Below are 15,699 nucleotides of genomic sequence, written 5' to 3' on the forward strand. Positions count from 1 at the left end.
TTATCGACAGAAAATGTGTTTCCCAATTTGCTTAATTTGAGGACGTGACCAAATCCATGCGCTTGTTGCTGTATCCGGATTAAAGTAATAAATAGCATTCCCAGTAGGATCCCATCCGTTAATCGCATCCATAACCGCTTTTTTAGATGTTGGATTGGGTTCAAGCCAAATTTGCCCATCTGCTACGGCAGTAAATGCACGCGGTTCAAAAATAACTCCAGCGACTGTATTTGGAAATGACGGACTGTTAACTCGGTTCAAAATAACGGCCGCTACGGCTACTTGACCATTATATGGTTCACCCCGTGCTTCACCATGCACGGCATTTGCCATGAGCTGAATATCATTTTGTGAAAAACCGCTCGGTACATTCACCGCTGTTGGCTTTTGTGCTTTTTCTTTCTGTTGTTCAGAATTTCCTTTAGGCGTATTACGCTGCGGCTGACTGGCAGGTTTTTTTGCTTGAGAAGATCCGCTTTGTGCTTTTTGCTGACCATTGTTCCCGCTGCTTTTTCCACTGCTACCGCTTCCTTTAGACTGCTGATCAAGAGGCTGACCGCCATAGTGCGTAAACTTATTTCCTTTTCTAATTTGATTTTTCACATAGTTTTCGTGATATTTTGTTGCGTTGGCTAATTTAATCTTTGTTTGCCAGCCTGCTAAACCGTCAATCTTTTTAATGCCAAATTCATATTGAAAATTGCGCAGTGCCCAGTATGTGCTCCATCCAAATACACCGTCAATTTTCCCATTGTAATAACCTAAATACTGAAGTCTCGACTGCAGCTCAATAACGTCATCTCCAACTGCTCCGTGTTGAATGACTTGATTTGAAAACGCGTGAGCGGCCTTTGGACTCACAACGGACGCTGCAATAAATGAACATATGCATATGAGACATGCATACTTTTTAAAACATCGAAATGATAACATGACAAAACCTCCTACATCGTATGTAACTGATAAGATGATAGGAGTATTTTTTGTAAAGGTTGTTTTTTTATACAAGATGCGTAAAATTTACCGAAATGAAAAAAACTCAGCTCGTAAATCTCTCAAAAAAGATTTACAAGCTGAGCCTAGACAATCGATGGCTGTTTGGCCTTTTTTACTTTTCTTAATGCCAGCCACCATAAATAAATCATAAATGGAATAATAATAAATACCCAATGATCCATTGTTTTTAAAATATAATCATATGTTCCATGTAAAATGAGCGGCGCAAATACGGAGTACAGCGTCCACTTCGTTTTTTCCTTTCCTTCAGAAAACTTTGCTTTCCCTAAATAATACCCCATAATGACGCCGAATAAAGCATGACTAGATACGGGTAAAAAGGCTCTTCCTAGCGCTGATTCTAAACCATTTGCAAATAAATATAAAATATTTTCAACGGTAGCAAAACCTAATGAAACAGCTGCTCCGTAAACAATTCCATCATAATGCTCATCAAATTCCACATGCTGATAAATCGTGAAATATAAAATGAACCATTTGAAAAATTCTTCTAAAAAGCTTGTCGTAAAAAATGCTTCAAGAAAAGGTGATTGAAAAACGTGTTCTTCACCAAATACATATTGAATAAACATAATTGGCAAAACAAGCATTGCTCCAAAAATAAATGTTTTTAATACCATTGAAATAGGCTCAGTTTCATATTCATCTTTCAAATAAAAAAAACTTAACAATGCCAATCCTGGCGCAATGCCTGCAGATACAATCGCCAACATAAATAGCGCCTCATCTCCTCTATTTTTTTTAATAGTAACATGTTATCTTTAGGATGAAAATCTCCATATATAATGTCCTTATCTTTATATGTAAATGCTCACATAACTTGCTGTCGATTTACAAAGCCTAACAAAGACCTTAAACAAGTATACCAAAAAATGTATCATACTTATATGAAAAATTGAAAGGAGCTCTCTATGAAAACTGTTTATATTCTTCACACCGGCGGCACAATCTCTATGAAAGAAGACATGGCAACTGGATCAGTAACACCAGATATTCAAAACCCGCTTCACCGCTCAACATCATCTGTTTCAGGTATGGCCAATGTAATCGTAGAAGAAGCATTTCATCTGCCTTCTCCTCACATTACTCCTAAGGAAATGCTTATACTTTCAAAAAAAATACGCGATAAAATTAATGAAGGCAAAATTGATGCAGTCGTGTTAACTCACGGTACGGACACGCTGGAAGAAACCGCTTATTTTTTAGATTTAACAGTGCATACAGATATTCCAATTGTCTTAACTGGAGCCATGAGATCAAGCAATGAAATTGGTTCAGACGGTCCTTATAATTTTATATCTGCGGTTCGGGTGGCTATTAGTGACGGGGCAAAAGGAAAAGGTGTCTTAGTTGTGATGAACGATGAAATTCATACCGCTGAAAATGTGACCAAGACCCACACAAGCAACGTGGCGACATTTCAAAGTCCTCAGTACGGGCCAATAGGATTAATCACAAAACGCGGCGTATCTTTTCACCACATGCCTACAGAACATGAATTTTATCCTGTTAATCAGATAGATAAACAAATCACTTTATTAAAAGCTTATGCAGGAATGGACGACCATTTATTTCAAGCAGTGGCTTCAATGAATGTTGATGGACTTGTAATTGAAGCCCTCGGTCAAGGAAATCTACCTCCTCTCACAATTCCAGGAATTCAATTGCTTTTGAAGCGAAAGATACCCATCGTGCTCGTTTCTCGCTGTTTTAATGGAATTTCTCAAGATGTATATGGATATGAAGGTGGTGGCAAGCAGTTGAAAGAGATGGGCGTTATTTTTTCAAATGGCTTAAATGGTCCTAAAGCACGCATTAAACTGTTAGTTGCTCTCCAAGTAACAACGAATCATGATGAGCTGCAGCAGCTATTTAATCATTAGTAAAACAACGCATAGAAGCCTATGCGTTGTTTTTGTTGATAATATGAGAAGCAATAGATTTTCCATGAAAACGTCCATTTTCGATAAAAATCTCATTAGCATTGTTTCCTGCAGCAATCACACCAGCGATATAAATTCCTTCCACGTTTGTTTCCATCGTCTCTTCGTTAAAAGAAGGGCGGCCTGTTTCAGTATCTAATTCCACACCCATTTTTGTTAAGAACGAATGATCAGGATGATAGCCAGTCATCGCAAAAACGAAATCGTTACTAATCGTAGATTCTTTCCCTTCCTGCTCATACGTTACCGTTTCATCCGTTATTTTCGTTACATGAGCATTAAAATGCATCCCAATTGTTCCATTTCGAACCAGCGCCTCAAATTCAGGCAATATCCAAGGTTTTACGCTAGGGGAGTAATCTGAGCCACGATAAATAACCGTCACCCTTGCATCACACTTCACCAATTCCAGAGCTGCATCGACGCTAGAGTTTTTTCCACCTATAACGACTACATCTTTATCAAAGTACGGATGCGCTTCTTTGAAATAATGAAATACCTTTGATAAATCTTCACCAGGAACATTCATATAATTAGGATGATCGTAATAGCCCGTAGCTATAATGACATTCTCCGCTTCATACGTCTCTTTAGATGTTGTGACAATAAATTGGTTTTCCGCTTGTTTGTCTACTTGCAAGACACGTTCAAACGGCTGAATTCGAACTTGCTTGCGCTTCACCACTTCTCGGTAGTAAGCAAGAGCTTGGTTGCGCACAGGCTTACGATTTTCCGTAATAAAAGGGACATCCCCGATTTCCAGTTTTTCACTCGAACTAAAAAACGTTTGGTGGGTCGGATAGTTATAAATTGCATTCACGATATTTCCTTTTTCAATTACAAGGGCATCAATACCTGTATGTTGAAGCTCAATAGCTGCTGAAAGGCCGCATGGTCCTCCGCCAACAATAATTACTTTTTCTTTCTTCATGCCTGTCACTCCTTCAGTTGTAAACGCACCTTTTTTTTATTTTAACGCAGTGTAAAACAAAAAAATCTCCTCATTAATGATAGGAGATTTTTTCTATTTACGCAATTGTTCTGCTGTTCTGCTTTTAAATCCAGCCTCTGAAACGAGAGCCTTCCGCCATTTTTCTTACGCCTATCATATAAGCAGCTAGACGCATGTCGACTTTTCGAGTTGTAGAGGTTTCGTAGATGTTATTAAATGATTTAACCATTACTTTTTCAAGCTTTTCTTCTACTTCTTCTTCCGTCCAATAATAACCTTGGTTATTTTGCACCCATTCAAAATAAGAGACTGTTACACCGCCGGCACTTGCCAAAACGTCTGGAACTAATAAAATTCCTCTCTCTGACAAGATGCGCGTTGCTTCAAGAGTTGTTGGTCCATTTGCTGCTTCTACTACAATACTCGCTTGAATGTTATGGGCATTTTCTTCTGTAATTTGATTTTCAATCGCAGCTGGAACTAGGATGTCGCAGTCAAGTTCAAGCAGCTCTTTATTGCTGATTGTATTATTGAATAATTTCGTTACTGTACCAAAGCTATCGCGTCGATCTAATAAATAATCAATGTCTAAACCGTTAGGATCATGCAGCGCTCCGTACGCATCGGATATCCCTACAATTTTAGCGCCAGCGTCGTGCATGAACTTAGCTAAAAAGCTTCCTGCATTTCCAAACCCTTGTACTACTACCCGTGCACCTTGTAATTCAATGCCTCGTTTTTTCGCTGCTTCACGAATACAAATAGTTACTCCTTTTGCAGTCGCTGTTTCACGGCCGTGTGAACCACCTAAGACAAGGGGCTTTCCAGTAATAAAGCCCGGTGAGTTAAATTCATCAATCCGGCTGTATTCATCCATCATCCAAGCCATAATTTGTGAATTTGTAAACACATCCGGCGCTGGAATATCCTTTGTTGGTCCAACAATTTGGCTAATCGCACGAACATATCCGCGGCTTAAACGCTCTAATTCTCCAAAAGACATATTTCGAGGATCACAAACAATTCCACCTTTTCCTCCACCGTAAGGAAGGTCAACGATTCCACATTTTAAACTCATCCATATAGATAGAGCTTTTACTTCTTTTTCAGTTACGTTTGGGTGAAAACGAATTCCGCCTTTCGTAGGACCAACTGCATCGTTATGCTGCGCTCGGTGACCTGTAAAAATCTTAACTGATCCGTCATCCATACGAACAGGAATTTTTACTGTCATCATTCGTAATGGCTCTTTTAATAGTTCATACACTTCATCAGGATAGCCTAGTTTTTCTAACGCTTTATGTATCACTGTTTGTGTAGATTTTAAAACATCATGCTTCTCTTCTTGACTATTTTTACTGTCTTGCATCTTGTCGGCTACCATCTGTAAACCTCCTAAAATGTATCGAAAATTATTCGTTTTTAATTGAATGGTGCTTCTTTCATGACATAGTATACACCCTTAGTTTTACATTGCAAAGGAAAATATCGAACTTTTAGTATTTTTTGTGTTCTTCTAAGAAAACGCTTCCAATATCTTTACAAGGTATGCTACAATGTTTTAAGTCTGCCTCTTTTCTAGTATGCTTTAATCGTCTAAAAAAAATAAAAAACACCCGGTGATAAAGAGCACTTTCAACAACTTTGTACAAGCTGAAAGTGCAGCCACTCTTATTTTAATAAAAGTGCTTTATCCTTCACGGGTGTAATTATTTCAATTAAACAGTTAAGAAAAGACAGAGTTGATATACTCCAAAGCTCTCTTTTCTACTAACATTTTTCCATATTCATTTACGCGGTGCTTTGTAATTGTAGAGGGATTTCCATACTCCGCCAAAACCGCAATCATATTCCCAACTTCAGCCGGTGACAGCATGTGATAATCCAACAGCACGTAAAAACGTTTTTCAAATGAAAAGAGCACGCTATCCGTATCGTAAAAGTTTGACATGCGTTTGGTCAGCTGAATGACATCTTCAAATGAATCAAACTCAAAAAACATGTCTTCGCTTTCATCTAGCATGACCTGCATTTCAATGAAGTCCTCGAACTCGTCTTCATCGAACTCACCGTAGCTGGTTTCTTCTTCATACTGCTTCGTCACAAATACAACCATTCCCTGTGCTTGAAGTGAAAAAACTTCTACCGAAAGAGAATTTGTAGGTTCAAAGTTCAGTTCTTGAGAAGCTTGCTCTATCATCTCACGAAAAAGCTGTTTTACTTTGAATGTATCTGTCCATAGATCGTCTTTTGTTAACCCTCTTTCTTTTAAATCATCGTAGGTCAAAAAAACTTTTAGCTTATTATAGTTTAATCGTTCAAGCCTCATTAGCGTCCCTCCCCGCTTGCACTCATAACCACATGGTTCGATAATGCAGTATATGTATTTTTTGGAAAACGGTTCGTGATGTTTACTTACGAGTTTACAGGTTTATGATAGGAAAGACAAGCTATTCTCAATCAATTTCTGCTAATTTTTTTGTTAGCCAGCTGTTCCACTCTTCTTTTGTATTTCCTAAAACAAACGGCTGAGCCTCGCCTTTTCTTTTGCTATCTAAACCATCAAACACATAACCGCCTAATCCTACTTTGAGATGCGGGAACTTCTTTATCATTTGGTTCGTCAAATTTAGTGTTTTCTCGGCATTTTCCATCATTGTGCATGACATAAATAAAAACGTTGGGTCTACTTCTTTAATAATTAACTCAACATCTTTATCTTCAATGCTGCTTCCTAAATAAATAACCTCAAACCCTTTACGGCGTAAAAATAGCGTAAAGACTAGGAGTCCCACTTCATGTGTCTCATTAGGCCCGCACACAGCAATCGCTTTAGGCAATAAGCCATTTGAAGGCAGCGAATAAAAAATCATGCTGATACGCGTTTTTAATACTTGAGTCGTATAATGCTCATGAGCACTTGTAATTTGCCCTTTTTCCCACATATCTCCAACCGTCACGAGTAGAGAACCCAAAATATCAATAACCACTTTTTCTACCGAATACAGGCTAAAAGCATGATTAATTAAATCCTGTGCTTTTCCTTCTTCAAAAGATAAAAGCACCGTTAACAGCTCATCCCTAATTTTTTGAGGGGAATCTACTTCTCCTTCTTCTTCAAACGTTCCTACTGTACTGCTTTCCGTTTCTAATAACGAAACCGCTTGACTTATAGTAAAACCTCCGCTCACTTTTTCCGTGAGCCATTTTAATTTCCGCAAGTCTTCCTCTGTATATAACCGATGCCCGGATTCATTACGGACAGGATTTAAAATTTGATAGCGTCGTTCCCATGCACGCAAAGTTCCCGGCTGGATTCCGACCATATTTGAGATGGCTTTAATATTATACTTCCCTTCGTGAGCCATACGTAACCTCCAACTACTCTTCGTGAACTGTATCTATTAATTGAATTATAGGATAAGTTATCCTGTGTGTAAAATTTGTATATGCTATGTAAAGAGTTTGTTCAAGGCTATTCTTTCCTTTTTAAAGTGATATAATGCGTTTGAGCTCTAGCTTGTAAACGGAGAGGCAAAGAGGTTGTACCATATCCGTTACTGACAAAAAGAGGAATTTTTCTTTTTTCTTTCAGCCCTCCTAATTCATACATACCAAAATTAAATAAGCGTATCTGTCCTCCGTGTGTATGTCCACTCAAAATTAAATCTACTTTTGATTCTTCATCTACATAATAGATAACATCAGGATTGTGGCTTAGAAGAATAGTAAGCTGTTCAGGTTCAATGGAAGAAACAGCTCTCTTTAGATTCATCTGACCTTCTGATAAATCATCTACCCCCGCAAAATGGCATGTAGTACCATCTTTAGAAGCGGCAAAGACATGCTCGTTTTTAAGGGCAATAACTCCTTCATCTTTAAGCATCTGCTTCAATTGCATTTGACTTACTTCGTAATCATTATTTCCCCACACAAAATAGACAGGTCCTAGCGTTTTAAGTTTTTGAATATTTTGACGAGCCCGCAATAAAGGGACTCCTCCTTCTAGTAAATCACCGCCTATGATCACAAAATCTACTTCGCCCGGTATTTTTTCCAACAGCTTCGACGAAACTGTTCGCTTATGTATATCCGATATAAAAAACAGGCGCAAAGGCTGCTGGTTTTCAGGAAATGCTGATAAATGAATCGTTCTTTCTTCGACATATGTACGATGAGCTTCTGAAAACATAAAAATCAGCAAGCCTATGCCTAACGCTAAAACCATTAAAAGAATAACCATATATTCTCCTTCTTTTCATTTTATACCCGATGTGTTTCCGTTAAAGAAGAAAGGGCATAAATTATCGCAATTGTTAACAAACCTACTACTTGATAAAGCGCAACTGCACTTAACGATAAAATTCCTATCACACATAGACATGAAACAAGGTATTCATGCCATTTTACCTTATAGCCTTTTAGAAACAATCGACTTTGCAGAAACACTTTACGAACTGCTGCCGACAGACAAAAAAGAGCCGTGAAAAATAAGATTATAACACTAAACACATCTAACGGATGTAAAATCATTTGAATAAGTAAATAGGTTAACGAAGCTTTTGAGCCTACAGCCGTTAAACTGCTGATATAATAACTGCATAACCATGCAGCCAGCAAGTTAAACCAATCCCTCACAAAAAAACCCCCTCCACTAAACTTCTATGTAAAAAGAGGCTTTTTCATGCGATTCTATTTGTTTTCATGATATAAATTAATTCCATAGGTTGACTGCATCCAGCGGAACGTTTCTTTTCGGTGCTCCCATGTTTCAGGCGTCGCCCATAGCTCTTTGCTTCTTTTAATAATCTCACAGCGCAAATCTTGAAAAGTCTTTTCTGCTTTCTCGCTTTTTTTCTGCAGCTGTACAGTATAAAAATAAAGTGAGACGGTAAGCAATAGAAACATCAAATGCCCCACGTTGCCTAACAAAAATGAAAAGAATTCGCTAAACGTCGTAAAAAAACCGCTTTGAAATATGAAAAAAAAGTAGCTAATAACAGCCGTTACACTAGCTAAAAACAAAAGCTTCCATTTTTTCTCTTTAGCTTTCAGCTTATTAACTGTCTCTTTTCTTTTAATAACGCTCGCTAATATATATTGAAGTGTTTCATCGCTTTCAAAGTCTGTCACCTTGTTTTCCATCATTCCACCCCCTCGTATGCTAGTACAACATATGAGGAAAGATAAAAGATTATGTGGGTAGCACTGAAAATAATGGCTGTCTCCTTAACCTTTACTGCATTAGTTCTTCTCGCTGTGCAGATTTCCCTTTTGATTTTCTTATCTGCAGACCTAATAAAAAATCAATGAGAAAATGAGTAAAAATCGTGACATACAAATTTTCAGTCCACCAAAAAAGTGACCCTATTAAAAAGCTTAAAAACACAACCGAAATAAAAAGAAACCACTTTTTTAAATATCGAATGTGAACGAGTGCAAATACGATACTCGCCCAAAACAGACCAAACTGAACTTGTATAACCCCTCGAAATAATATTTCTTCTGAACATGCAACAATTAGGCAAATAAGGGCTAGATGAGGAACAGAACGATTAGCAAATAAACGTTCATTGATCCCTCCGTCATCGTATAAATGCTCAGGTACGCATTTCATTAGAAGTATATCTCCTCCTACTACCAAGAGAGCTGTTCCTCCCCCGTACAATAAAATAGAAGACCCATCCAGCTGAAAAAACTGAAAAAAAGAATTCCATGAATCGAATGTAAAGAAACCGATGCCTAAAGCAATGAAGCAGATAAGCAGCTGTGTTACATATAAATTCTTAACTAGCTCTGCATCTGTCATGGATGAAATAAGCTCTTGCTGTGATTTTGCCATTATATCTCTCCTTGACGAAGCAAACGAGCTAATTCTAATTCCCAGCCTTGAAAGGTCCATTGCTCTTGTTCACCATTTGTTTTTTTATAGTTTTCTAAATTCAAGCCGCAGCAATCGCAACAATTCTCAAGCTCTGATTTTCCCCGCTCATTGAAATAGCCAAGCAGCACGTGACGACGGCATTCTTTTGTCTCAATAAATCCCTTCATCGCACGATACTTGTCATGTTTGTTTCGAAGACGTTTATTTACAGCTGCAACAATCGTTTCATGCAGCGATTCAGGGATTTTCCTAGGTTCAACATGTTCATTTTCCACTACATTTTCTCTGTACAAATAATAACGAATAAATCGCCAATGTGTTTCTTGAATACCTACTGTATAAAGAAAGTGAGACTCTACTTGTTTTAAAGGAATGGCCTGATCATGGTTTCGTAAATACGACAAGCAGTATAAGATGATATCTGAAGAAGGAAGCTCAATTTCAAGTAAAGAATGAGCAAAATCATCGTCTCCTTCAGCATAAAGCAAAATCGCAATACTGTTTTGCTGATCGCGTCCACTTCTTCCAATCTCCTGTACGTATGCTTCTAGCTGCGTAGGTGTATGAAAATGAATAACAAAGCGAACATTCGATTTGTTAACCCCCATTCCAAATGCACTTGTGCAGCAAATGATATCAAGCTGATTTTCTAAAAATTGCTGTTGAACAAGCATTCTTTCATTGGGTTCCATTCCTCCGTGGTAATACTGCACTCGCTGTATCCCATTTTCCTTTAGAAGCTGTGTTAATGCTTCTGTCCAAGATCGGCTGGAACAATAGATAATTCCCGGACCTTGCAGTTCACTAACGTACATCAGTAACTTCTCTTTTTTTTCTTCAATACTTGCAACAAAATCAACTTTCATCGCAATATTACTTCGATTCATGGAATAGATGTGCTCGTTGACCGCAGGCAGCGATAAGTAGCGCTTAATATCTTCCACTACTTCCCTCGTCGCAGTTCCCGTTAGTGCCAGACATAGCGGACTGCCAAGTTCCTTCCATATATCTCCTAGCTGTAGATAATCCAAACGAAAATCATGTCCCCACTGAGAAATACAGTGCGCCTCGTCCACAACGAAAAGGCCTACCTTTGCCTGTTTTAAGGCTTCTACTACAACAGCATTTTGCAAAATTTCAGGAGATGCATAAATAAAACGATAAAAAGCTAAATTTTTTAGCGCTCGTCGTTTTTCTTCTTGTTGTAGGAAACTGTTTAAAGCGATAACTCGTTTTTCTCCGCTTGCCTTTAGTTGTTGAACTTGATCTTCCATCAGTGAAATTAAAGGAGATACAATCAGCACCGGTCGGTTCAACAAATAAGCTGGGAGCTGATAGCACAATGATTTTCCTGTTCCTGTAGGAAGAACCGCTAACACATTATGACCTGTTAAAATATCTTGAATAATCTCTTTTTGTCCTAGCCGAAATTGGCTATAGCCAAATTGTTTCTGTAGGAGTTGTTCTATCTTCACATCAAACACCACTTTTTTTAGTATCAGGTAAAATGTTTTGCTAATACGAGACGAATCTGAAAATAGGTAACGTCGTCTTTTACTTCTTCCTTTATCACCTTTAATTTATTTGTACGCAAACCTTCAAAAGCTGAGATAATTTCTTCCTGCAGCTTAGGCGATACGTATGCATCGATTGAAAAAGATGGAACAAACAGAGCTAATTCTGCAATATGATCTTCAATTGTACTTTCTTTTAAACGCCTTATATAAGCAATTTCTTCAAGCGTCTTGCCTTTTTGAAGCCAGCTATACGTTTTTACCGTCGAGCTCGTCAAAGGCAATTCTAAATATAGATCACGTAAAAAAGAAGAAAGTACATGAAAGCTTTCATTATTTTTACTCACTTTTTCAATGATATGGTGAATAACCCCTAAAAGTTGAATATGAACATAATGCTCATCGAGTTCATATTGATATGCTAACTGATTTTTTGTAAAGCCTACTCTTTGGTATCCAGTCAGTTGCAAAACAAAAAGAGACGCGTCCCGTTCCGTACAATCTTTCAAGCACGTTTGGAGCTCCTTGAATAGCTCGGCGGCTAACTCTTGACGCGTTTGCTTTTGAGACATAATATACGTTTTGACCCATTGAATAACCTCAGGATTTTTGGAAATAGGTAAAAACCCTTTTTGAAAATACTGTAGGTTTGATAAGGTCTGAATGAACAAAGTGATTCTTGCTAAAAATAATTGAGTACTGCTTGCGAATTTCCATCCGTCTAAAGCTGGATGAAAGGGTCGAGCCGTCAGTTCATCTTCAAGGTGTGCTTGTCCCTTATCTGTCATCACATACTTTTGATTTTCAGTTTCTTCAATATACTGCTGTTCTTTTAAATATGCAACGCAGGTTTCAAAAGACCGTTTATCTAAGTAAACAAATGACTGAAAAAGAAACGAAATTCCAAAAATTTTTCCGTCTTGAATCGTTTGAGCTGACTTTTTACCTGTTAATAAATGATAAATACCATAGGCGGTTCGCTCACCTTTTAACTGTTTTATACAAAATAAAATGCTAACTTGAATATAATTCAAAGGTGTCAACTTCCTTTCTCATTCATTGTACCAAAAGTGACCAATAGCATGTGAGATAAAGGCTTTTTAGCTCTTTCCTTTATGTATCAAAACGTTTGGGTAAGTGAAGAAACCTTGATTTGATAAGCATTCTCAGTGACTTTTCTATTGAAAAGTTTTATAAATCATTTTACAATGAATAAGGAGAAATTTCACTCTTGATTCGCGAAGAGATTATATAATGAGAAATTTTCGAACACTTTACAGGAGGTCTTGTTATGCCAAAATATACAATTGTTGATAAAGATACTTGCATCGCATGCGGCGCTTGCGGAGCAGCAGCACCAGACATTTACGATTATGATGATGAAGGTATTGCATTCGTAACATTAGATGATAACCAAGGTGTAGTAGAAATTCCAGAAGATCTAGAAGATGATATGATGGATGCAATGGAAGGCTGCCCTACGGATTCAATTCGCGTAGCGGATGAAAAATTCGAAGGCGATGCTAATAAATTCGAATAAGTATTGAGCAAACCTGTAGTGTACATGCTGCAGGTTTTTTTATATATAAAAATCGCTCTCCCCGGGAGAGCGATTGAATTAAACAGCAATGCGACGCGTGATCCACTGCTTCATTTTTGAAAACAATAAGACAAAGATAACTCCTGTTGCTGCTCCTTTTATTAAGTTAAACGGCAAAATACCTGCAACGATATATTGACGTGCTTGTTCACTAGACATTTCTGGCGATTGTAAGAAGATTGTATACGCTGGTAAGAAGACATAATAATTTAAGACAGCCATGAGTACCGTCATTACCACCGTACCCGTAACCAAACCTATCGTTACGCCTTTAGCTGTTTTAAATCGGTTGAACATGTATGATACAGGAAGAACGAACAGTAAACCAGCCACAAAGTTCGCCACTTGACCAACTGGAACCCCTGTAGCACTTCCTTGAATTAAATAATTCAATAAATTTTTTATTCCTTCTACTATAACAGCAGCCATCGGTCCAAATACAAGTGCTGCTACGAGTGCAGGAATTTCGCTAAAATCAATTGTTAAAAACGGAGGTAATCCAGGAATCGGAAAATTAATCATCATTAAAATATAAGCAATACTACTTAACATTCCTAGTACAACCAGCTTTTGAGTTTTCTTACTTTGTTGCATCTTGCCTCTCTCCTTCTTTGTGATCCACTCTTCAAAGAAGAAAGGTTCAACTTTATATCCCCACGCAAAAACCTCCCAACAAATGATTCGTTGAGAGGAGACATGGCAGGCATATTTAATAAACGTTCATCACATTAGGTTTTGAACGCTGAACCTCCACCTTCTCCCATCCAGACTGTACTGTCGGCTTTGGAATTTCACCAAATCTGCTCGTATGTATTACATATAAGCTCGCGGGCTCAAAACAATTTGTTTTTTACCGCCGGTCGGGAATTTCACCCTGCCCCGAAGATAGACCAATATTTAATTATGAATTTATTATATGTTATCTCGAATTAAAAGTAAATAAAGAAGTTTTTTAATCCCTATTAAATTGATGTATTTTATAAACTTCCTTCTTGTTTTTATATGTAAAATAAGGAAATAAGTGCATAACCAACAGCATTATGACATATTTATAGTTTCAATTTTACATTTATAATTGTGTATTTGATAACTAATCGTAAAGTTTAAAAAATATAATTGACAGAATTTTTTTAACATGGTAAATTATCAAATATTTGATGATAGTAAAACCCAAGGGAGATGTTCACGTCATGTATAATGTATTAGTAGCTGATTCAATTAGCAATGAAGGTCTTGCTCCACTACTTGAAGCTCCTCATGTGAATCTTACGCGAAAAAAAGTTGAAGAAGTTGAGAATGATTTGCATACGTACGATGCGCTTTTAGTACGGAGTGCTACGACGGTTACAGAGGATTTGCTGGCAAAAATGCCGAATTTAAAAATTGTTGCCCGCGCTGGAGTAGGTGTCGATAATATTGATATTGAAGCCTCAACCAAACGAGGGATTGTCGTTATTAACGCGCCGAACGGAAATACCATTTCAACGGCCGAACATACATTTGCTATGATGGCTAGCTTGTTTCGGCATATCCCCCAAGGAAATGCTTCAGTTAAAGCGCGCGAATGGAACCGCTCAGCATTCGTTGGAACAGAGCTTAATCGCAAACACCTGGGCATTATCGGATTTGGACGAATTGGCTCAGAGCTTGCCAAACGCGCAAAAGCCTTCAATATGAGCGTTCACATTTACGATCCTTTTTTAACATCTTCCCGAGCTGAAAAGCTAGGCGTAGAACTATTATCCCTGGATGAATTACTAGCAGCAGCGGATGTTATTACCGTGCACACTCCGCTTACGAAAGAAACAAAGGGATTGCTCAATCATGACACGTTAGCCAAAACAAAGAAGGGCGTGTTTTTATTAAACTGCGCACGCGGCGGGATCATTGACGAAAAAGCCTTAGTTCATTATTTAGAAATTGGCCATGTTCAAGGTGCAGCTATTGACGTATTTGAAGTTGAGCCGCCGATTGATAACCCTTTGTTACATTTTGATCAAGTTATCACAACTCCCCATTTAGGAGCTTCTACAAAAGAAGCTCAGCTTAACGTTGCTGAAGACGTGGCACATGACGTTTTGCGTTTTCTAGAAGGTAATCCTGTAAGCTCATCCATTAATTTACCGACGCTTTCTAAAGAAGTTTTTGAAAAAATTCAGCCGTTTACTAGCCTTACTAAACAAATGGGAGCTATTTTATCTCAATGCATGCGAGAACCTGTTCAGCATATCTCTATCTCCTACGGAGGTACAGTGACGGATTTGGAAACCACTTATATTACACGGAGCTTATTATCAGGCTTTTTAACTCATCGTATCGACTCACCTGTTAACGAAGTCAATGCTTCTATGATTGCCAAAGAACGAGGAATTACATTTGGTGAAAAAACATCGGAAGATACGCAAGGATATTCCAATATGATTGACGTTACAGTAACAGGCGAACAGCGTACATTTACCATTACGGGCACCTATATAGCAGGCTATGGACCTCGAATTGTTAATATTGATTCGTTTGATATTGATTTTTATCCGGAAGGACATCTTCTTTATATCCGTCACAGCGATCAGCCCGGAGTTATTGGAAATGTAGGGAAAGTACTTGGAGATTTACGTATTAACATTGCTACCATGCAAGTGGGCCGTAAGCAAAAAGGCGGAGAAGCCATTATGATGCTTACGTTTGATAAACTTTTAGATGATTCTGTCATCTCCTCGTTAAAACAAACAAGCGAAATTGTGACCATACAGCGTATTGAATTGTGACATTGAAAAAAGAGCCTTAGCGGC

16 protein-coding genes and 1 riboswitch are annotated in these 15,699 nt (G+C 37.9%); of the genes, 3 read left to right on the forward strand and 13 right to left on the reverse strand.

The features are described 5' to 3' along the window. Entirely contained in the window at window positions 1–933 is a 933-nt protein-coding gene (gene sleB / locus MMB68_RS03005; protein WP_264408559.1) for a spore cortex-lytic enzyme, read from the reverse strand. A 146-nt stretch (window positions 934–1,079) separates the two neighbouring features. Continuing rightward, complete coding sequence (prsW, locus tag MMB68_RS03010; RefSeq protein WP_116073497.1) at window positions 1,080–1,730, reverse strand: glutamic-type intramembrane protease PrsW; 651 nt, start codon at window positions 1,728–1,730, stop codon at window positions 1,080–1,082. A gap of 198 nt (window positions 1,731–1,928) precedes the next feature. Between prsW and MMB68_RS03015 the strand changes: the two genes are divergently transcribed. Further along, window positions 1,929–2,900 carry an asparaginase gene (locus MMB68_RS03015; protein WP_221812647.1) on the forward strand — a complete coding sequence of 324 codons (972 nt, stop codon included), beginning with the start codon at window positions 1,929–1,931 and terminating at the stop codon, window positions 2,898–2,900. Window positions 2,901–2,919: 19 nt separating this feature from the next. On the opposite strand, the gene MMB68_RS03020 is transcribed toward MMB68_RS03015, so the two are convergent. The 10 genes from MMB68_RS03020 to MMB68_RS03065 all read right to left on the reverse strand — a co-directional run bounded on the left by MMB68_RS03020 (window position 2,920) and on the right by MMB68_RS03065 (window position 12,344). Continuing rightward, window positions 2,920–3,891 carry a YpdA family putative bacillithiol disulfide reductase gene (locus tag MMB68_RS03020; RefSeq protein ID WP_221784516.1) on the reverse strand — a complete coding sequence of 324 codons (972 nt, stop codon included), beginning with the start codon at window positions 3,889–3,891 and terminating at the stop codon, window positions 2,920–2,922. 124 nt (window positions 3,892–4,015) lie between these two features. After that, on the reverse strand, window positions 4,016–5,281 hold the full coding sequence (locus MMB68_RS03025) for a Glu/Leu/Phe/Val family dehydrogenase (protein ID WP_370506064.1): 1,266 nt from the start codon (window positions 5,279–5,281) through the stop codon (window positions 4,016–4,018). Between the two features lie 357 nt (window positions 5,282–5,638). Further along, the gene (locus tag MMB68_RS03030) at window positions 5,639–6,241 is read right to left on the reverse strand and encodes a genetic competence negative regulator (RefSeq protein ID WP_221784517.1); all 603 of its coding nucleotides are present in this window, start codon (window positions 6,239–6,241) and stop codon (window positions 5,639–5,641) included. A 127-nt stretch (window positions 6,242–6,368) separates the two neighbouring features. Then, a complete protein-coding gene (locus tag MMB68_RS03035) occupies window positions 6,369–7,280 on the reverse strand; it encodes a MerR family transcriptional regulator (RefSeq protein ID WP_221812648.1) in 912 nt (303 codons plus the stop codon). A 107-nt stretch (window positions 7,281–7,387) separates the two neighbouring features. Then, window positions 7,388–8,155, reverse strand: coding sequence for a metallophosphoesterase (locus MMB68_RS03040; RefSeq protein WP_221784519.1), 768 nt, complete (start codon window positions 8,153–8,155; stop codon window positions 7,388–7,390). Between the two features lie 20 nt (window positions 8,156–8,175). Then, on the reverse strand, window positions 8,176–8,550 hold the full coding sequence (locus MMB68_RS03045) for a hypothetical protein (RefSeq protein WP_221784520.1): 375 nt from the start codon (window positions 8,548–8,550) through the stop codon (window positions 8,176–8,178). 54 nt (window positions 8,551–8,604) lie between these two features. Further along, the gene (locus MMB68_RS03050) at window positions 8,605–9,060 is read right to left on the reverse strand and encodes a DUF2663 family protein (protein ID WP_221784521.1); all 456 of its coding nucleotides are present in this window, start codon (window positions 9,058–9,060) and stop codon (window positions 8,605–8,607) included. A gap of 88 nt (window positions 9,061–9,148) precedes the next feature. Then, window positions 9,149–9,754 (reverse strand): CPBP family intramembrane glutamic endopeptidase, encoded by a 606-nt coding sequence (locus MMB68_RS03055; protein WP_221784522.1) that lies wholly within the window; start codon window positions 9,752–9,754, stop codon window positions 9,149–9,151. Then, on the reverse strand, window positions 9,754–11,271 hold the full coding sequence (locus tag MMB68_RS03060; protein WP_221784523.1) for a RecQ family ATP-dependent DNA helicase: 1,518 nt from the start codon (window positions 11,269–11,271) through the stop codon (window positions 9,754–9,756). The genes MMB68_RS03055 and MMB68_RS03060 overlap by 1 nt, the downstream gene beginning before the upstream one ends. Window positions 11,272–11,294: 23 nt before the next feature. After that, window positions 11,295–12,344: a YpbB family protein gene (locus MMB68_RS03065; RefSeq protein WP_221784524.1), complete on the reverse strand. Its 1,050-nt coding sequence runs from the start codon at window positions 12,342–12,344 to the stop codon at window positions 11,295–11,297. A gap of 257 nt (window positions 12,345–12,601) precedes the next feature. Between MMB68_RS03065 and MMB68_RS03070 the strand changes: the two genes are divergently transcribed. Then, window positions 12,602–12,850, forward strand: a complete 249-nt coding sequence (locus MMB68_RS03070) for a ferredoxin (protein WP_013059046.1) — start codon at window positions 12,602–12,604, stop codon at window positions 12,848–12,850. A 78-nt stretch (window positions 12,851–12,928) separates the two neighbouring features. Here the strand turns inward: MMB68_RS03070 and MMB68_RS03075 are convergent, their stop codons facing one another. Further along, window positions 12,929–13,504: an ECF transporter S component gene (locus MMB68_RS03075; protein WP_013059047.1), complete on the reverse strand. Its 576-nt coding sequence runs from the start codon at window positions 13,502–13,504 to the stop codon at window positions 12,929–12,931. A gap of 154 nt (window positions 13,505–13,658) precedes the next feature. Next, window positions 13,659–13,801, reverse strand: a riboswitch (FMN riboswitch). Between the two features lie 299 nt (window positions 13,802–14,100). Between MMB68_RS03075 and serA the strand changes: the two genes are divergently transcribed. Next, the gene (serA, locus tag MMB68_RS03080) at window positions 14,101–15,675 is read left to right on the forward strand and encodes a phosphoglycerate dehydrogenase (protein ID WP_221812649.1); all 1,575 of its coding nucleotides are present in this window, start codon (window positions 14,101–14,103) and stop codon (window positions 15,673–15,675) included. The last annotated feature ends 24 nt before the right edge of the window (window positions 15,676–15,699 follow it).

The sequence above is a fragment of the Priestia sp. Y58 genome (genome assembly GCF_029522095.1).
In the GTDB taxonomy this organism is placed as follows: Bacteria; Bacillota; Bacilli; order Bacillales; family Bacillaceae_H; genus Priestia; species Priestia megaterium_E.